18 protein-coding genes are annotated in these 18,071 nt (G+C 35.2%); 4 read left to right on the top strand and 14 right to left on the bottom strand.

The window, feature by feature from the left end:
• The first annotated feature begins 22 nt into the window (after window positions 1-22).
• From C9914_RS10680 to C9914_RS10690, 3 genes are read left to right on the top strand one after another with little or no spacing between them, the layout of a single operon-like run.
• On the top strand, window positions 23-355 hold the full coding sequence (locus C9914_RS10680; RefSeq protein WP_106765320.1) for a helix-turn-helix domain-containing protein: 333 nt from the start codon (window positions 23-25) through the stop codon (window positions 353-355).
• 48 nt (window positions 356-403) lie between these two features.
• Complete coding sequence (locus C9914_RS10685) at window positions 404-1,117, top strand: LytR/AlgR family response regulator transcription factor (protein ID WP_106765322.1); 714 nt, start codon at window positions 404-406, stop codon at window positions 1,115-1,117.
• A complete protein-coding gene (locus C9914_RS10690; protein ID WP_106765324.1) occupies window positions 1,114-2,430 on the top strand; it encodes a sensor histidine kinase in 1,317 nt (438 codons plus the stop codon). The genes C9914_RS10685 and C9914_RS10690 overlap by 4 nt, the downstream gene beginning before the upstream one ends.
• On the opposite strand, the gene C9914_RS10695 is transcribed toward C9914_RS10690, so the two are convergent.
• The 3 genes from C9914_RS10695 to C9914_RS10705 are packed head-to-tail and all read right to left on the bottom strand — an operon-like array spanning window position 2,425 to window position 5,523.
• Window positions 2,425-2,685, bottom strand: coding sequence for a helix-turn-helix domain-containing protein (locus C9914_RS10695; RefSeq protein WP_106765325.1), 261 nt, complete (start codon window positions 2,683-2,685; stop codon window positions 2,425-2,427). The two genes, C9914_RS10690 and C9914_RS10695, sit on opposite strands and share 6 nt — an antisense overlap.
• Window positions 2,678-4,621: a type IV secretory system conjugative DNA transfer family protein gene (locus C9914_RS10700; protein ID WP_106765327.1), complete on the bottom strand. Its 1,944-nt coding sequence runs from the start codon at window positions 4,619-4,621 to the stop codon at window positions 2,678-2,680. Before C9914_RS10700 ends, C9914_RS10695 begins: the two co-directional genes overlap by 8 nt.
• Window positions 4,603-5,523, bottom strand: a complete 921-nt coding sequence (locus C9914_RS10705) for a DUF3991 and toprim domain-containing protein (protein ID WP_106765329.1) — start codon at window positions 5,521-5,523, stop codon at window positions 4,603-4,605. Before C9914_RS10705 ends, C9914_RS10700 begins: the two co-directional genes overlap by 19 nt.
• A 211-nt stretch (window positions 5,524-5,734) precedes the next feature.
• Here C9914_RS10705 and C9914_RS10710 point away from each other — a divergent pair, with 211 nt between their 5' ends.
• Window positions 5,735-6,667 carry a hypothetical protein gene (locus C9914_RS10710; RefSeq protein WP_106765331.1) on the top strand — a complete coding sequence of 311 codons (933 nt, stop codon included), beginning with the start codon at window positions 5,735-5,737 and terminating at the stop codon, window positions 6,665-6,667.
• Between the two features lie 284 nt (window positions 6,668-6,951).
• Here the strand turns inward: C9914_RS10710 and C9914_RS10715 are convergent, their stop codons facing one another.
• The 11 genes from C9914_RS10715 to C9914_RS10765 all read right to left on the bottom strand — a co-directional run bounded on the left by C9914_RS10715 (window position 6,952) and on the right by C9914_RS10765 (window position 17,848).
• On the bottom strand, window positions 6,952-8,178 hold the full coding sequence (locus C9914_RS10715; RefSeq protein ID WP_106765333.1) for an IS256 family transposase: 1,227 nt from the start codon (window positions 8,176-8,178) through the stop codon (window positions 6,952-6,954).
• Between the two features lie 135 nt (window positions 8,179-8,313).
• Complete coding sequence (mobP3, locus tag C9914_RS10720) at window positions 8,314-9,732, bottom strand: MobP3 family relaxase (protein WP_106765334.1); 1,419 nt, start codon at window positions 9,730-9,732, stop codon at window positions 8,314-8,316.
• 3 nt (window positions 9,733-9,735) lie between these two features.
• Window positions 9,736-10,137, bottom strand: coding sequence for a ribbon-helix-helix domain-containing protein (locus tag C9914_RS10725; protein ID WP_106765336.1), 402 nt, complete (start codon window positions 10,135-10,137; stop codon window positions 9,736-9,738).
• A 352-nt stretch (window positions 10,138-10,489) separates the two neighbouring features.
• A complete protein-coding gene (locus tag C9914_RS10730) occupies window positions 10,490-10,888 on the bottom strand; it encodes a hypothetical protein (protein WP_106765338.1) in 399 nt (132 codons plus the stop codon).
• Window positions 10,885-11,397, bottom strand: a complete 513-nt coding sequence (locus C9914_RS10735; protein ID WP_106765340.1) for a gamma-glutamylcyclotransferase family protein — start codon at window positions 11,395-11,397, stop codon at window positions 10,885-10,887. Before C9914_RS10735 ends, C9914_RS10730 begins: the two co-directional genes overlap by 4 nt.
• A gap of 24 nt (window positions 11,398-11,421) precedes the next feature.
• Complete coding sequence (locus C9914_RS10740) at window positions 11,422-12,441, bottom strand: amidoligase family protein (RefSeq protein ID WP_106765341.1); 1,020 nt, start codon at window positions 12,439-12,441, stop codon at window positions 11,422-11,424.
• Window positions 12,438-12,677, bottom strand: coding sequence for a DUF6103 family protein (locus C9914_RS10745; protein ID WP_106765343.1), 240 nt, complete (start codon window positions 12,675-12,677; stop codon window positions 12,438-12,440). The genes C9914_RS10740 and C9914_RS10745 overlap by 4 nt, the downstream gene beginning before the upstream one ends.
• Window positions 12,677-13,720 (bottom strand): hypothetical protein, encoded by a 1,044-nt coding sequence (locus tag C9914_RS10750; RefSeq protein ID WP_106765345.1) that lies wholly within the window; start codon window positions 13,718-13,720, stop codon window positions 12,677-12,679. The genes C9914_RS10745 and C9914_RS10750 overlap by 1 nt, the downstream gene beginning before the upstream one ends.
• 63 nt (window positions 13,721-13,783) lie before the next feature.
• Window positions 13,784-14,731 carry a DUF2971 domain-containing protein gene (locus C9914_RS10755; protein ID WP_106765347.1) on the bottom strand — a complete coding sequence of 316 codons (948 nt, stop codon included), beginning with the start codon at window positions 14,729-14,731 and terminating at the stop codon, window positions 13,784-13,786.
• 113 nt (window positions 14,732-14,844) lie between these two features.
• Complete coding sequence (locus tag C9914_RS10760) at window positions 14,845-15,054, bottom strand: hypothetical protein (protein WP_106765349.1); 210 nt, start codon at window positions 15,052-15,054, stop codon at window positions 14,845-14,847.
• Window position 15,055: 1 nt separating this feature from the next.
• Entirely contained in the window at window positions 15,056-17,848 is a 2,793-nt protein-coding gene (locus C9914_RS10765; protein ID WP_106765350.1) for a hypothetical protein, read from the bottom strand.
• Window positions 17,849-18,071: the final 223 nt, after the last annotated feature.

Genomic DNA, 18,071 nt, shown 5'->3' on the forward strand with positions numbered 1-18,071 from the left:
AACATTTTATTGGGTGATATTTATGTATGTTGACTACAAAAAAATAGGCGTTCGTATAGCACAGCGTAGAAAAGAAATTAAAATGAAACAGAATACTTTAGCAGAAAAAACAAACCTCTCAAACAATCACATTTCTAATATTGAGAATGGTTATTCTGTTCCAAGTATTGAAACATTTGCAAAAATTTACAATGTATTAAATATCACTCCTGATTATCTTTTATTAGGGACATTAAAAAGTAACAATATCTCACAAAATATCGTAGATAAATTAAATCTCTGCGATGACAAATCACTTAAACTTATATCTAAAATAATTGATGCAATTTTATCTGAACAGGAACAAAGCAGATGACAAATCTATTGTTTTGAGTTATAATCCTAATTAGGGAGGTATAGCTCTATGAATGTACTGATATGTGATGATGATTTGAAAATTGTTCAGCAAATCAAAAATTTTCTCCTTAAATTATCAAAACAGTCAACCTATAATTTTGATATTACCTGCTTTTCAAATGGGGATTCTATATTGGATAAGCAAATTAAAACTGATTTTGCGTTTATCGATATAGAGATGCCCGGTGTTAACGGACTTTCTGTTACAAAACATCTTCAAACACTAAATCCAAATATTATTGTTTTTATAGTTACATCTTTTCAAGGATACCTTGACGATGCGATGGATTTAAAGGTTTTCAGATTTTTATCTAAACCCATTGATGAAAATAGATTTTTTAAAAGCATGGATGTTGCTTTAAATCTGTATAAACAAAGCACAGAAAAAATTATCTTAGACTATTTCGATGAATGTCACAATATATTTACAATTGACATATTGTATTTAACTATAGAAAATCGCAAAACTAAATTAGTTACGAAAACGCAAGAGTTCATTTCAAATAAAAAGTTTGATTATTGGAAAAATCGCCTAAAATCATACGGTTATTTTGCACAATCACACTATAGTTACATAATTAATTTAAAGAATGTAACAGACTTTAATAAAAACGAAATCACGTTATCGTTTAATTCTAAAAAAACAACAGTACCTATATCTCGTAGTTTTTATGCATCATTCAAAAAAGCCTTTTATGAATATATGGGAGGCACAATATGATTTCAAATATATGCTATGCTGTGGTTTTCCTAATTGAATCACTCATATCTTTTTATTATTTTAGTTTTAAATTTGAACGAAAAATATCCCGAAATCTTATTCCAATATTTATACTTTTATCAGGTTTAATTCTTTATGCGATAAACTTTATCGAAGCCCCACCAATAAATGCTGTTTGTTTTTATGCTTGCAACTTTATTGTCCTGAAAATTTGCTATAACACAAACATAAAATCTGCTATATTTGCAAATTTCATCTTGTTATTTTTAATGATTATCTCAGAATTAATTGTTGTTTTCTCGTTTTCTGTTGTGTTTCATTTTAGTCTTTTTGAGAGCCAGTCTGATGCATTTATTCTCATAATTCAGGCAATTATAAGTAAATTGCTTTATTTTATTTTTATATGGTGTATTCTAAAATTTTCTGAAAAAGAATCTAAAAGTACAGGTTCTAAATTTTCATTACTGCTTTGCGTTTTACCCATGGCTTCAATAATATTAATGCATACAAATGTATATCTTTGTACATTCTACTCTGTAAATGACAATTATAAAATTGCTATCATTATAGGTAACATTCTCATATTACTGTCAAACATAATCGTATTTTATCTCCATGAAGCAACCATAAGAATAAACCGGAAATACACCCAAATACTGTTAGATTATCAGCAAGAAAAAGATACAATAAACTACTATGAATTGTTGCGAGAACAAAATGAAAATTCAAAAATATTAATTCATGATATAACGAAACACTTAAAAACCATTCAGCAATTATCGGAAAAAGAAGATTCAAATATATCACAATATATATCCGAAATTGTTGAAGATTTTAGTGTTATGAATCCTGTAGATTATTGCAAAAACTCAGTTGTTAATTTAGTAACCCATAGATATTATGAAATATGCAAAAAAAATAAAATTAATTTTACAATAAGCATCAAAAACGCAAATCTTGATTTTATGAAAGAACATGATATAACAGCTTTGTTAGATAATTTATTAGAGAATGCAGTTGAATCTGCATTGTTGACTGACGATAAATTTATTGATTTTTCTATTTGCACAAGAAATTCAAATTTTGTAATTATTAAAATTTCAAATTCTTGCGGTAGAAAGCCTAAATATATAAATGATATTCTCGTGTCATCTAAAAACACTCCCGGTATACACGGGGTCGGTACGAGGAGCATTAAAAAGGTGGTTGCAAAGTATAATGGGAATTTAGAAATGAAATATGATAATAATACAAAAACCTTTACCTCCGTAATCGGAATAAATTCTAATTTACCAGCTAACAACCAGTCATAGCATTTTTATTTTAAATAGCAAGCTACTTTTACCGCCCTGTTCACGGTATCTTTGTTTTGTTTCGATTAGTCCGGCTTTTTTCAAATCTTTAATAGCCCTACGCACTGTGGCAGGCGACAGCTTTATGTCGCCTGCTATTTTATTTACTGACGGCCAACATTCGCCGTCTTTGTTGGCTCGGTCGTGGAGGTAGGTATATACGGCTACGGCTCTGTGAGGTAAGTCCATTTGATACAGAAAAATTAATCTACTCATTGCTGTTATCCCCCTGTGGTGGTCGCTCGGTTCTGACGACTACTTTTCTTTGCTTGTCTGCGTTCTGTTCAAGACTTGAATTTTCGGGTTCTTTTGTTGGCTCATCTTGCTGTGCTGATGTTGGTTCATCTGCATCAACAATATCTTCACACTCAGTCTGTTCTGCATTTGGCGAGGTTTTAAGATTTTCATTTTTCTTCTTTTTTTCACCGCTTGCTTCATCAAAATCCGAATCAGTAACAGTCTGTTCAAGATAGTGAGGGCAGTATGTTTGGATTATGTTGTTGAACAACTCCGAACGGTTGGCATAGTGAACCTCACGGTTGCCGCTTTCTGCTATCTGATATTGTTCTTCAAATTCAATGCCCCACTTAAAGAACAGTTTTAGCTTGACTTTCATCGGGTAAAAGCCTGTTTTCATAACAACAAATGTACCTTTTGGTAGTGCCTTTAACTCGTCAGGTGTCATCAACGGTCGTTCTATCATCTGCAAGGACTGTGACGGATCGTTCTTACTTTTACTCACAGAGCCACTCATCACAGTTCTACTGCCAAGTGATTTTGACAACACTTCAGCACTTGTGCTGTTGGGAGCAAAGCCACCGAAGATTGTCAGCTGTGTGTTATCTATGATTACATCAGCACCTTCTTTTCCGTAGTTCTGCTCAAGCTGTGCAAAGGATTGGATAACTGGTACTATCTGCAACCGCCTTGAACGCGAGGCAGAGAACATCATTTCTGCTGATTCAATCTTAGGCAGAGTGCCGAATTCATCGCAAAAGAAAACACAACGGTTTTTAAGTTTACCACCGTTTTCATCAGCAACTGCAAGTATTTCCCTGTAAAGCTGTTGGATAATTAGCGACACCATAAAGAATGTATTGGGATTTTCCTCCGGCATAACAATGAAGATTGCACTTTTCTCCTTGCAAAATCTCTCTGCATCTATTTCTGTATCAAAACACAAAATCTGCTCTAACTCGCTGTCAAGAAAAGCATTAAGCCTTGAAAGTGCCGTACTCATAACAGATGCCATACTCTGCTCAGATGTGTTAAGAGCCGCACCGGCAAACCATTTAGCCTTGTGATTTTCGGGGAGTAAATCCATAAGCTGTTGAAACTGATTTTTCCCTTTCTGTCCTGACGGAGCAAGTAACTCCTGAATGATTTTATAAGCTGAAACAATGTGCCTTTCTTCGGGCTTGCAAAACTCTGCAACTAAAAGAATAGTTGCAGTCAGCAATCCTTCGGCGGAATCATAGAAGTATGAGTTTTCACCGAAAGATGCACCGTCCATTCCGTTTGATATAATCGTCTTTGCAATGATTTTTGCATACTTTTCAGCTTTTGCCTTGTAGGAAAGACAGTCAGGTCTTTCCTTGTATAAATCAAAATATTTATTCACAAGGTGCAGAAGATTATTTCCGTGTGAGCGTGTTGGATTACGCAGGTCTATAACCGAAACATTGTAACCGTAATACTTTTCTGCAATTGTTCCGTAATTGCGAACTACATCGCCTTTAGTGTCCGTTGATAAGAATGACATACCTGTAGCACAAGCATACTCAATGCAGGGATAGAGCCAGTAGGCAGTTTTACCCACACCTGCCGCACCAATCATAAGTGCGTGAACATCTCCTGTTTCAACCATTGCTGTGGTTGTTTTCCCTTTGCTCTTGCAACCTACAACTATGCCTTGTTCCGTAGGTCGACTGTCGGGATTTGTTCTCCATTCAGTCGGCTGATAAACAACTTGCTTGTAGGTGTTTCGTATCTCTTTCTTGGTCGCCCACCGAGCTGTGCCGTGCTGTCCTTGTCCAACAGTTTTATCCTTTATACGATTCAGCGAATAGTAATTGCCCACAGTTGAAATGATTATGAACATAGCAAACATTGCACCTGTTACAATAATCAAAGTTATAATTCCTGACGGCATAGTATTTCACTCCTTCCCTTTGAAAAAGCTAAATCCTCATTCCAGTCTTTATGGTTAGGAATGAGGATTTCGTTTTGTATGTTCATTTTGTTTAATTTTTCTGCAATTCTTTTGTTTGATGTCTGCCCGGCTTGGTCGTTATCGAAACATAGATACACATTTTTGATGTTGGGGTTGTCTTTCAGGCATTGAAAAAGCACCCTGTTCGAAACTGAACAGGATGCCCCATAGCTGTGACTTTTCCAATTTTCCTTATGCATACTTATGAATGACAGCATATCTATCGGTGCTTCAAACAAATAAAATCTGTCGCTTTTTCCATGCCAATGAAAACTAAACTCAGGCTGACTGCCTGCAACATTTCCTTTGTACGGATTGCTTGTTACCGTTCCCCTCTTATGTGCGTGGCGAGGTTTACCGTTTGTATCGTAGCCTACGAACAAAGCACTATGGTAGTCGGCAGATTCATAAATCATCTTTCTACGCACAAATTCATAAAGCACATCTTTATCAATGCCACGAGTCAACAGCAGATAAGAAAAAAGTCTGCTCATTCTGTCATTCTTCTGCGGCAGTTCAAAGTTTTTGTACCTTATTTCTATGGGCGGTGAAGTTATTATCTGACCGCCACTACCATTCAAAAGCATTTCCACCGTTTCGGCATAGTCCTTGTTGTAAAATCTGCGGACAAAATCTATTGCATCTCCGCCTTTCTGTTCGTACTGATGATACCAAAGATGACCTCTGATTGTTACCTTTTGTGAGCCGTCAAGCCACTCATACTCCGAACCGGAACGCTTAACTTTCTCACCTTGGCTTACAAGAAAAGAGGCAAGGTCTGTTCGCCTTGCCTGTTCTCGCTGTTCTTTTGTAAAATGAATGTATGTTGATATTGTTATCACTTCCTTAATTTTAATATATTTTTCTTTTCTGCTGTAATATCTTAACTTGGGTAAGTTCTTCTCCTATCACTGTGACAGGAGGCACCTGTCAGTATTTGGGTGCAGTTGCCCCTTGGTGACAGGCTGATCTTTTGATAGACAACTTCCTTAATATGTGGTATGATAATTTCAAATAAAAGAATGACAAATTTGAATTTGAGGAAGATACTTTATGGATAGATTTAACGATAGTGAATATGCAATTTTAATAGGAAATTTGTTGCATGATACTCAATACATAGAAATATCTAATATGGGGAAAATGGCTGGGCTTAGGAAACATGCAGAAGTGATGGTTAGAAAAATCTTGGATATTGGCAGTAGTCGGACACTAATGTTAGGTCAGGTAAAAAGGGATTCAAATAATCCTGCGGTAAATAGTGGAATGGACAATCTAGGTGATGAATTAAGTGATAGATTGATTGAAATAATAAGAAAAATAAACCCTCTTGGGAGAGATGGCACTCATACTCAGCATACAGACGAATTTTCTAATATGGAAGTAGAAAGTGTTGAGGACGCTATTTTTGATTTGTATGCGCTAATTTTTATTAAATATTTTTTAGATATACAGGTAAGTATATACTCATCACCTCAAGTGTTACGCATGTTTTCATTCTTGCCACCGATTATTAGATATAAAACATGGAACTATTTGTTTGAAATAGATAAAAATAATATACAAGTAGTGGATAAGTTATGTTTATCTATAATTAAACTTTTTGACAAGGAGACTGCTTATGAATGGCTGGAGAATAACAGTGAAACGATAAAAGGCATACCTTATCCAACGGAGCATGAAATAGAAAAATATTATAAAATTCACAGTGTCGAAGTATTGCCGGGTGTATACCAAGCTTTTGTAAGTCTAAATTTTGATAAATACAGTAATATGTATGATTTACTGCATGATAAAATTAGTGATCCGAGAACATCAGTTAATGAATCAGGGAAGATGTATAAGAACTTTGAAGAGGCTGTTGGGCATTACAATAATTATAGAAGTAGTATGATACAAAATAGTTCGGCTGAAATGAAATCGTTCTATCCTCTTATGGATTTTGTTTATTTGGGAAGAAAAACAAAAAGTGAACTGTTAGGTTGAAAACCAAGAGATTACAATTTTAACAAACTTACACCATTCAAACTATGGAGAATAGATTTGTTTATAAGATTAATTCCTAATAGTTGGCTATGAAACAGTGTAGGGCACCCCATAAAATTCTGTGTAAATAATAATCCTTCAAGCAATAACAAAACAGCGGATTGCGGTGCAATCAGGCTTTCTGATTTGCCCCGTGTTAACTTTTCTTTCCTGTCTGCAGAATGTTATGCACGCTTTGCGTGAATAACATTTTGCGGACAGGAAATTCTATTCTCGGGGGCAAATCAAGCCGGTATTCTGTCCTCAAATATTATCGATAACTGGCTCAAAACTATGTCCCAGTTTCGACATCTTTGTGTCCAGCGTTCGACAATCTTTTGCGACGCTAAATACAACATTTTGCACAGGCTGTCATCATTTGTGAATGACGGCTTGTTCTTCGTAATCTGCCTGAACTGACGGTTCAAACCTTCGATAATATTCGTTGTATATATTATCTTCCGAACCTCGGGTGGATATGCGAAGAATGTAGATAGAATATCCCAATTTTCTTCCCAGCTTTTCACGCAGGAGGGATAAGTTTTGCCCCACTTGTCCTTGAACAAAATCAGGTTGTTCATAGCCTCTTCCTCGCTGATAGCTTGATATACTTTCTTGATGTCAGCCATCAGTTCCTTGATGTGTTTGTAGCTGACAAACCTTGTGCTTGAACGTATTTGATGAATGATGCAACGCTTGATTTGTGCGTTCGGAAAAGCCGCTTCAATAGCCTGTCTAAAACCTGTCAGACCGTCCACGCAGAACAGAAATACATCTTTAATTCCACGAGTTTTGAGCTCGTTCAACACATTTAACCAAAATTTACTGCTCTCATTTTCGCCAATCCATATGCCGAGAATATCTTTCTGCCCGTCAAGATTGATGCCCAGAACTACATATGCAGCCTTCGTGATATACTGATGATTTTCCTTGACCTTGTAATGAATTGCATCCATAAAAACGAACGGATATACTGCTTCAAGAGGTCGATTTTGCCAAGCAGTCACATTGGGCATAATCTTCTCGCTTATCTTGCTGACAAGCTCAGGAGAGATTTCTACATCATAAAGATTTTTTATCTGTTCTGCAATGTCACGCTGGCTCATTTCGCAGGCATAGAGTGAGAGAATTTTCTCTTCCATACCGTCTGCATTGCGGTTGTATTTGCTGATTATTTTGGGTTCGTATTCGCCGTTTCTGTCCCTCGGAACTTTGATTTCAAGCTCGCCCATCTGCGTTTTTACCGTCTTTTTGGAATAACCGTTTCTGTAATTTTTCGACTTATTGCCACATTCATCATTCGACGTTCTTTCACTTTTCTCATAGCCGAGTTCATCGGAAAGCTCACATTCCATAACCTCCTGAAGAATGTCCTTGAACATATCTTTCATCGCTGTCATAACTTCGTCTGTTGAGGTAAAATTCTGACTTCTTACAAATTCTCTCATCATTTCTGCCGGTGCTTTTGCCATTAAAAAAACTTCCTTTCAAACAATTAATTTTTTTATTTCCATTATTGCTTGAAGGGAAGTCTGTTATTCACTTTTACACAAAATTCTCGGCGGTCTCATGTGTAGGATGAAAATCAACTTCAAGTTTTATTCAACTTACATCTTCAACCCCTGAGCCTGCTTCTTATCATTAATCTTCTGCTGTAATTTTTTATCTGTCCTTTGTACTTTCTGCTTTTCTTCAAACCTCAGTTGATTTTGAATCATATTGCAGATGTAACGCAGGAGATTTAATGAAGAAACTGCAACGCTGTTTCGGTTAGTTTTAAATAAATAATTAGGATACAAAACACCTTTGCTTGAATCAAAGTCTGATTCAGCATAGGTGTTTTCTTCATATTTAAAGGGACTTGTAACAGGTTCTTCGTCTGCATTCTCGATTTCTTCAACCTCATCTTCGGTGAGATTGAGATTCAACGCTTCCTTGATTATTGCATTTTTGATTGATTTAAACTCCTTGTTTTGAGCAAGAGGTATTCTTTCCGGCACTTCATCTGTGTAGGTTTTGATAGTGTTTTCCTTTTGCTCATACCATAAATCATACAGCTTTGCTATTCTTTCATCACTTGCAAGTTCTTCAACAATGGAATCAACAAGTGACTTTACATCAGGTTTGAGATAACCGTAGACCTTCTTCCCACTTGTCTTTGAAAGTCTGTGGGCAAGTTCCAACAGCTTTTGCTGAATAGATGAGTTGATATAGATTTCAGAATTGATTTTTGAAACCAAATCATCAACAACATACCTCGCCTCTGCTCGTAGCTTATCCCTGTGTTCGGTTTGCTTTTGATAAATACTTATCAAATCCTGACGGAAAATTACTTGTACAAGGTTTGATTTGATGTTTTCGATACCTTTTTCACTTAGATATGCTTCATTCGGTTTTGTAGAATATGCAATCATATGAATGTGAGGGTGGTGTCCCTCGTTATGAAAAGCCGCATACCATTTGAAGTTTTCAGGTGCAATTTTCATATTTTCTGCTATCATATTTCGTTGTGAACGAATGAGATTCATCCATGCATTTGCATTGTTGTAGCCCAGCCTTTCTGCATCTTCTCTCTTTAAAGAAATGATATGTGTCCACACATTGCTCTTGCATTCTGCTACTTCCTTTTGAACTTTCGAAAGAACTATCGGTACACCCTCATCAGTAAATAGACCGTGTGTTGATAGTTTCTCAACTCTCGGTCGTTCTGCAATGTATTTTACATACTTTTCTCGGTCGTTGAATAATTCTGAATGAGTTTCGGCGATACTCATAATCAGCTCGTCTGCATTTCCACGAGTAGGATTATTTACATAATCTTCGTACTCATACAAGTCCTTTGAATCGGGATAATCGGAAAGCAGTTTCTTGATAATATTATTCTGTTGTACGGTTTGCTCCATAAATTTTTGTGTGCTGTCGGCACTTTCAACTCCGTCACGGGTTGCAATATATTTTACATAGTTGCCGATATGCGATCTTCCATTTGGTTTCATATACGGTGACTTCATAATGATTCTGGGCATAGTTTATCCCTTCTGAAACCTGACCGCATCATCAAATTTGTACTTACCACTATTGCGTTTGACTTCATCAACACATAACTTACGCAAACTATTCAGTTGGCTTTCATCAATATTATTCGTTGCGGCAACCACGTGCATAAGCATTGCAAGTTCTACACCTTGCTTGAATAATACTCTTGCAATTCTGTCCTCTGTATCAAGTATTTTTGAACCGATTACAGACTCAAGTGCAGGAGTCAGCACACGGCTGATGTTCTTTGAGTCCAGCCAGGCGATATAAAACTCAATAGCACTTGAGATAAAATCACTCCTTGAAGTAGCGTTTGTTCTTGAGATTGCATTGTCGCAGGCTTTGAGTAAATCCTGATTGATGTACAGTCCTATTCGTTTAGAATCCTTATCCATTTTTCATCTTTCCTTTCGGTAACACTTTGAGTATTCATAGAAATCTTCGTTAAAACGGCAAAATCGGGCAGTTTGGAATACAATCGGTAACACAAAGATGAAAATGTAACACCTTTGAAAAGTCCCGAACGGCGTTGCCGGTCGGTGTAATTCGGCATATCCGTGCCTGCACGGAATACGCCTTTATCCTGCTTAAATACCTACCCTCGAAAAACTGCCCGATTTGCCGTTTTTACTTATTCTATAACTTCGCCACAAATCGCCTTAATTTGGTTTTATTTAGTTTTCGGATAACGTTCCGACATCTCATTAAAAAGCCGACACGGGGCGAATGTGGCGAAAGTTTCGCCGATTATTCCTTATTCATAACCTTGCCGTTTACAACTTCAAAATTGCAGTTGGTATATGACAAACCGTACTCTTTAACTTCACGGCTTAGTATATTAAACATTTCCTGCTCCAAATTCAGAGAATTGTATTTCACATCATCATTTAATGTGTCATAGCATATCCACTCTTTGCTGTCGGGAGTATCCTTTACAAGAATGTCATACCCCATCATCATACAATCAGGTGTGGGAAATATTATTGCATTGATTTTTACACAACCTACTGTGAGAGATGCAAATAACTTTTCATGCTTGTCCTTTGAATTTTCAGAAAGTATTTTTCTGACCTCGGCTGACGAAAGATACTTCTTAAAAATATATTTATCTCCAAGTTGCTTTTTCAGTTTCTTTCTCTCATTCACAATTTCATACCTCCCATATCAAAACCTTCATCGTCAAATAAATTCGGTTCACTGTTTTGTTCTTCCACGAATCTATCTGCGCTGTTCTTCACTGCATCTTTAAACACACTGTCATCAAGATTGCAATCATGGTAACCTTGAAGAACTGTGTAATAGTAATTGCTACTCGGCAATCCGAACTTTTGTTTTAAATCCATAATGTAAACCATAGCAGACAATTCTTCTCCGTTATTCATCATGACAGGAACATCCTGTTTAAAATAGTGTGAGGGATAACCCTCGTATCGGTCAAGTCGCATTTCATCAATAGGTTTTATATCCCATACAGCAACGGGAACGGATTTTCCTTTGCAAGGTGCGATGGTTGCATATGCTCCGGTCGGCATACCTTTGAACTGCAATTCATAATTATCTATCACTCCTGTTCCCACAAGAGTTGCAGTTGGGCAACGATATGCCATTTGTTTTAAATTCAAGTTGCTTCCATAGGCAACATATAACTTACTCATAAAAATAACTCCTTCTAAAAATTTTTACATTCTCATAACTAAACCCGAAGTTTCTTCCTGCCGTTCAGCAGTTTCAACTTCGGGTTCTGAATTTATATTTTCATTTGTACTGTTCTGCAAGACCTCAAGTCTTTTCTGTGCAAGTCTTTCCTTTTGCTTTTCAGCCTGTGCAGGATCTTTCCACGCAATATTGCCGTCAAGATTTTTCAGGAGATGATGACGGGCGGTTTTAAACTCGTCACCGATAAGTCCTAACCTCAACAACCAAGTACGGAAAGTATATTTTTCGTTATCCGATACTGTTTTTGTATGTCGTGCAGACTTTTGAATTAAAGCCTGATGACTTATTGCAAGGCAAAGCTGAATTGCACTTTTCACTTCTCCTGCGTGTAGTGTTGAATTGAACAGGCGAAATTCAATAGTACCCTTACTGAACACGCTGTGCAAATTCAATCCGTGATAACGGCTGTCATCATAGTGTCTGTAGCTGTAGTCACCTCCGTCATACCACATTGATTTTAGTTGTTCCATTGAAAGAGGAGGTCGGTTATTGATTTCATCAAGAAATCTTGTATCCATCTTCTGACAGTAATGCTCACGGCTAACATTCACTTTAAGTGACTTATAGAGCAAGTCCTCTTTTGATGCCATAATATTAACTATATTGCGAAGTGTTTTCGGGGTGTGTCTTGACGCATCAATGTGGCAGTGCATACCACAACTGGAATTCACTCTTGCTCCTGCACCACGAAGTTTTCTGACTAACTCCTGTATAGTTTCAATATCATTGTAATTACAAATGGGTGTGACGAATTCAACAGAGTACAAAGCACTTGCCTGTTCACCTGAACGGTTGGTACACCTAAGGCTTGCATCACGCATAATCTTCCATTGTCGGTTATCATTATCACGGACAGAATATGAATCATAGCAACCTCCGATATGAGTTGCTGTGGTATTAAAATAACCGGCTATCACTTTCGCCGCAGTACTGCGAGTGATGCCGGTCATTTCAATTTCTACACCGAAGTTTTGAGTTCTCAAGTTACCACCTCGGTATTTTCTTCCTGTGGGTTTGGCTTTTTAGGTTTGGGTGGTTTTGCCTGCGATGACTTCATATCAATAAATTTCCTGACGTTTGCAGGAACATATTTTGAGTACAAAGTATCAACCGATTTTTCAAGTTCTTCTTTGAAATCTAAATCACGCTGTGATATATACAGCTTGACAGCAGACAGTTTTTCATCATCGTACATTATGCTTACGCTTGTTTTCTTCATTACTTTTTACTCTCCTTATCCTCAATATATTTGATATTTGGTATCTTCATCCACTTAGTCCAGCCACGATTTTTAAGCTGTGTTTTCACAACTCCGTAGGCTGTGCCTTGTGCTTCAACAACTTCACCGTTGCCGACATACACACCTATGTGACCGTCCATCCAGACCGCAAGTCCGGGTATATCGGGCATAGTTGAGATTGCTCCGCCTTCTTTCACATTGTTCCAGATTGTATTCGCACCGCAATCCGTGAAACCATTTGAGCCTGCAACAATCTCGCCTGTATCATCATTATACCAAGCATAGGATTTTATCAAGCCTATGCAGTCAACCACACGCTTGCCGAACCACTTTTCACCAATGGTTCTCATTTCACCGCCTGCCTCGTTATTACCTGGATACAGACTTGCCTGCTGATCGAGATACTGCTTTGTGCAGATCTGACCGTAACCGCCATAGACATAACCCCAACCGTTTTTGTATGCGTTTTCGCACCACCTAACAAGGTCAAGATTATTCTTTGTGGTCTTATCAGTAAAGCCTGACATACTGATTTCTGCACCCTTGATTGACTGCATCATCTTCTGAAACTCTGCATACTCAATCTCTGTACCAAACTTTGCATTTACTGCTTTAATCAAATCTTCGTCAGATTGATTTTTCTTGAAACAGGAAACAAAGTTTTTTACAAAATCTTTGTCCTTTGATTTATCAGACAGAAAAAACAGATATATTACCTCTGCCTGCGTGTTGCAATCAGACAGTTTCTTTTTATCAAGCTGTTTTTCAACCTCGGTCATTGTGTCGTTGATTAGCTGAAAGTTTTCCATCTGCTCGGCAGATATATTTTCCTGTATGGATTGACTTAACTTGTCCGTGTCAATATCCATACTACCGTTGAAAATTGAAATAACAGCAATAATCGGCATAACCACAATTATGATTATGCCGATTACTATACCGAATATTGTTTTTATAACTTTTGGGTTTGTAAGCAGAGCAACTGCTATTTTCTTTAGTGCCGCACCTATTGTGGCAGACATTGTATCACCTCCAAAAATAGAAAAAGCCAACTGATTTTCAGTTAGCTCTTTGTTATTAATCTATTATGTAGCTTTCAAACCATACTCTGTACACTTCATTTTCTGTACAGGTATTCTATGCTCACTACACCATTTTCTTATCTGTTCTTCATCAAAATCAGATATTTTAGCACCTAAATATACTTTTGACGGCAATGCAAAATATATCGATGCACCTTTTTTCAAAATCTCGTATGAAACTTCACTTGGATCTTTATACCAAAAACCAATATTATAAATCAAACGCCATTCATTCTCATAACTCCAATCTCTTAATTTATGCATAAGAAAGTATTCCATACGCAACTCATCTTGAGCTTTCATGAGTGAAATTCCGTCAGGAAGCTTATCTACATACTTTACTGGGAAAAGTACATTAATGTTTATTATGTTATTAATTTCTGTAGTGTCATATTCTAAACATACACCTTTATGACCATTAGCATAATGATTCCACATTGGTAAATTAGTTTTGCTTTGAGTAAAACATGCAAAACGATATGTTCGATTTATTGTTTCATTTATCTCAGAGTTAATATCCTCAATTCCTTGCATTAATGTTTTCAATGCTTTTTCCTTAGCTTCATCAATTTCTTCAAGTGAAACATATTTCGAAGCAACCGACTCTGTAAGTTTTTCAAACCAATTATCATCTTTAAAGATTTTATTAAAAGTATTCTTATCAAGGATTTCTTTAAATTTCTCTTTATAAATTTCTTTATCATGTACATATACCGTTGGTTTATTATTTTCTAACAACGAGCAGGAGTCAAAAGGATCATTCATGTTTAATGGAGATGACATAAAAATTCTTCCATTGACAATTTCATCCTTTAAACGCTCAATTTTTTCAGCACTTCGATAACGATATAGTTTTTGAGGAATGTATTGTTGTTTATATAAAAGTGCTTTCTCCACACTTCCTGTTTTTTGTGACATAAAAAGTTCTATAAACTCGTCTATCCAATCCATTTTTGCTCCTTAACAAAGTATTTTTAAGATATATGTCTATGAATGATTATATCACAACTAATATACCTTGCACATTATCTGTCCCCGATACTACCGAAAATTTTCGCCTTATGCTATGGAGTCTGAACGAGAAGTAAAGACATTTCATTACTGCACCTATCGTGACACTCATATGTATCACCTCCAAAATTCAATCGGATTTTGATACCTGTATTTATTTGTAAAACTACTTTGCAAATTGGAATAAATCCGTTATCATCAATTAATGTTCTGTCTGTATTTTCAAAGGCACAAAAACATTGTTTATCGCAAACTAATTCCATATTATTCCTCCTTTAAGAGTTCCTTAATTTTTGTGCCATATCTAATATTGATTTCTTTATCATAAGATAGCTCTAAAAGAATTGATTTTAATTCATCATTTAGTTTTGTCTTTTTTTCGCATATGCTATTTGCAATCAAGAATAGAGCTGTTAATCGATGATATAAATCATCCTTTTCTACAAATGATTTAGTCAGAAGAATATAGTTATTTCTATATTTTTCATCCTTCGAGTAAACAAATATGTTTCCAGCTGCACATGTTAAATTACGTTTCACATAAATCCCTAATGGTTCTTCTAATACAAAAAAACATTCTAATCGCTGGTATATGTGTAAAACGGAATCATATGTAATAAACAAATACTTTTCAAAACATCTGCGTAGAAAAAAATCCATAAAACTTTCATTATGCCCTTCTTTAATACTTATCGTGGACAACAACTTTGGATGAGATTCGATATATTCTATAATATCTTGGACTATCATTTCAATTTCTTTTCCTTGGTTCACTGCCAAACCGAAGTATTTTGCACCAGCGTTTGAGCCGTTAATATAGTTTACTGTATCTACTCGACACAGGGCAACTTCTAGAACATTTTTCTTTAAATTCTTTTCTCTCATAGAATTATTAATTATTGAACAAAAGATTCGTTCATACAATTTTTCAAAACCAAATTTGGGAATATATTCTGCCATTGTATTTAGAAGTCGTAACTTTTCTGCCATTTTAAGTTTACTATAAAACACAAAATACAAAACAGAGTAACAATCTTTAGGTCCTTGGATATAACACGTCAAATTTTCCACAAGATATTCAAACAACTTCTTTGAAAAAACAATAGAAGTTTTATTTGCACAAAACAATGCATAATCCAATATATGTTGTTCATTTAACACACTAAAAAATTCAAATATTTCATTGCCTTTTTTTGTGTAACTCTCGAAGTTGAAAAAGATCACACATGGTATTAACCATTCTGTTAATTCTTTTGGAAATGATACTAAATCACCAACTTTTTCTAAATCTCTTATATCAACCATTTTAGTCATCTTTGCAGCCCAGAACGGAAAAACATTTATCTTATAAGATGTTTTCATAGCACCCTGATCTAAATCAAACATACTGGTACTCTTGATAAACAAAGGATTTACTAATTGTACTTTTCTAAATGGCATCAAATCAATTGTACTCAAATCTAGTCCGTCCAATTCGCATATATGATTTCTAATGATGAAATCAATTATCTTTCGTAAATCATTCTCAATACCATCAGGTTTTTGAGACATTAACGCGGTATTTTTCCACCTCACTATTTTAATAATGTAATCATAATATGTTGATGGCATTCCAATTACTTCGCCTTTTGGAACTGCTTCTCCAAAGTAATGCGCTTCCTTTGGCGTAGTAATACCCGGAATAACATCCAATGAAAATAGTTGTTCAGCAATTCCATACTGTGACTTTAAAATCCATTTTACAATGTTTTGAACCTTATTATATTGATCAATACTAAATGCATTACAAAATATTGTAGGCTCTTGATTCTCTTTCTGTGTTATATCTGTTTGCGTAATACAATATTTATTCAAAAAAGAATTGTCACATTCAAGATAATAGTATTCATACTCATCTATGGATAGTATCCATCTAAATTGTTCAAATTTTGAAAACTTTTTTATTCCGCGAATTAGTTTATCCCAGTCTTTTTCCTTTAAAATCTGTGAATTTAGGTCATCAATAATAAAGCATACTTTAGCCGGTAAATCTCTAAAAAACACATTTGCTTCATCAATGGAAGAAAGTGCTTTTCCTGTAAATGAACTTAATTCAGCGATAACAAAATCTTCAAAATTTACAAAACGATTTATTTTTGAAATATCTACTATACAAGGTAATATTGATATATCATTTTCTTCAATCGCAGAAACGACAGACACAATATATTCTTTTATGAAAAAGGATTTTCCAGCACCAGCTGTTCCTGTAACAATAAACACCTTGTTAAAATGTGGGTTGAGAAAAAAATTATTAAGCCTTTTAACTCGTTTATATTGAGACTTTTCTAAATCATGTAAATTGAACAGACTTTGGAGTGCAGACAAGACTAACTCACAATCTTCATTTGCCTCTATAAAATTTAATTTTTCTGTAATCTTATCTTGATTAAAACGATTATAGGGTAGTTGAGATATCCAATCTAGAATCTCATTCTTCCATGAGAAATTAAACAAACGATATAAATTCTCAATGACTGATTGAAACAATCTCGCCGTATGATTCTCATTTCCTACAAATATATCAAGTTTTGACACAACTCTTTGGATCATCAAATTTCTTTCCGTAAAAGTGTTGTCTATAATATCTTTCTGAATTTTGTACATTTCATATATATTGGGGTATTTTGAGCAATTATCTGCAAATATAGAAACCCAAAGCTGATATTCTCTATCTGTTAATATGTCCATATTACCGTATATTGTTTGTTCAACAATACATCTAAGATGATTTTCGTTAATAGAATCTTTGTAATATGCAAACTGTTCCAAAAAACTTTTTACAACAATTACTTCATCATATTCCAATTGTTTTTCAAATTTACAAAAAATTTGCTCATAAAATTGAGCCATAGTATCTGATAATAAACACCAAATCTGACCTTCAACACTGTCCTTTTGAAAATTAGATACTATTTTTTTTATTCCATCCAGACTTGCACCTGCAACAATATTTACCAAAATTTCTTTTACTGGCGATGTAGTTAATACATTGATTATTCCTGTTATTATTGACATATATTCACCCCAAATTCTGAAATCATATTATTCATTAATAAATCTTTCACTTGATACAACAGTTTGCGTTGAAATTAAAAGACCTATCAAAAGTTCCTTTGCTTTCACCTAAAAACTAACACGATTTCACGCAGAATCATAAAAATCAAACAAAATCCATGCAAACATTATTTAAGATCATTCGCTTTAGACTTGCATTTATCCGTTAAAAAATAAACAGTCA

Source organism: Pseudoruminococcus massiliensis (assembly GCF_900291955.1).
Lineage (GTDB): Bacteria > Bacillota > Clostridia > Oscillospirales > Acutalibacteraceae > Pseudoruminococcus > Pseudoruminococcus massiliensis.

Bases quoted from the DNA above. Each gene is read 5' to 3' on its own strand.
- C9914_RS10735 (WP_106765340.1), bottom strand. From the start codon at position 11,397: ATGAGTAAGTTATATGTTGCCTATGGAAGCAACTTGAATTTAAAACAA.
- C9914_RS10755 (WP_106765347.1), bottom strand. From the start codon at position 14,731: ATGGATTGGATAGACGAGTTTATAGAACTTTTTATGTCACAAAAAACA.
- C9914_RS10710 (WP_106765331.1), top strand. From the start codon at position 5,735: ATGGATAGATTTAACGATAGTGAATATGCAATTTTAATAGGAAATTTG.
- C9914_RS10690 (WP_106765324.1), top strand. From the start codon at position 1,114: ATGATTTCAAATATATGCTATGCTGTGGTTTTCCTAATTGAATCACTC.
- mobP3 (WP_106765334.1), bottom strand. From the start codon at position 9,732: ATGCCCAGAATCATTATGAAGTCACCGTATATGAAACCAAATGGAAGA.
- C9914_RS10700 (WP_106765327.1), bottom strand. From the start codon at position 4,621: ATGCCGTCAGGAATTATAACTTTGATTATTGTAACAGGTGCAATGTTT.
- C9914_RS10680 (WP_106765320.1), top strand. From the start codon at position 23: ATGTATGTTGACTACAAAAAAATAGGCGTTCGTATAGCACAGCGTAGA.
- C9914_RS10745 (WP_106765343.1), bottom strand. From the start codon at position 12,677: ATGAAGAAAACAAGCGTAAGCATAATGTACGATGATGAAAAACTGTCT.
- C9914_RS10715 (WP_106765333.1), bottom strand. From the start codon at position 8,178: ATGGCAAAAGCACCGGCAGAAATGATGAGAGAATTTGTAAGAAGTCAG.
- C9914_RS10725 (WP_106765336.1), bottom strand. From the start codon at position 10,137: ATGGATAAGGATTCTAAACGAATAGGACTGTACATCAATCAGGATTTA.
- C9914_RS10760 (WP_106765349.1), bottom strand. From the start codon at position 15,054: ATGGAATTAGTTTGCGATAAACAATGTTTTTGTGCCTTTGAAAATACA.
- C9914_RS10695 (WP_106765325.1), bottom strand. From the start codon at position 2,685: ATGAGTAGATTAATTTTTCTGTATCAAATGGACTTACCTCACAGAGCC.
- C9914_RS10685 (WP_106765322.1), top strand. From the start codon at position 404: ATGAATGTACTGATATGTGATGATGATTTGAAAATTGTTCAGCAAATC.
- C9914_RS10750 (WP_106765345.1), bottom strand. From the start codon at position 13,720: ATGTCTGCCACAATAGGTGCGGCACTAAAGAAAATAGCAGTTGCTCTG.
- C9914_RS10765 (WP_106765350.1), bottom strand. From the start codon at position 17,848: ATGTCAATAATAACAGGAATAATCAATGTATTAACTACATCGCCAGTA.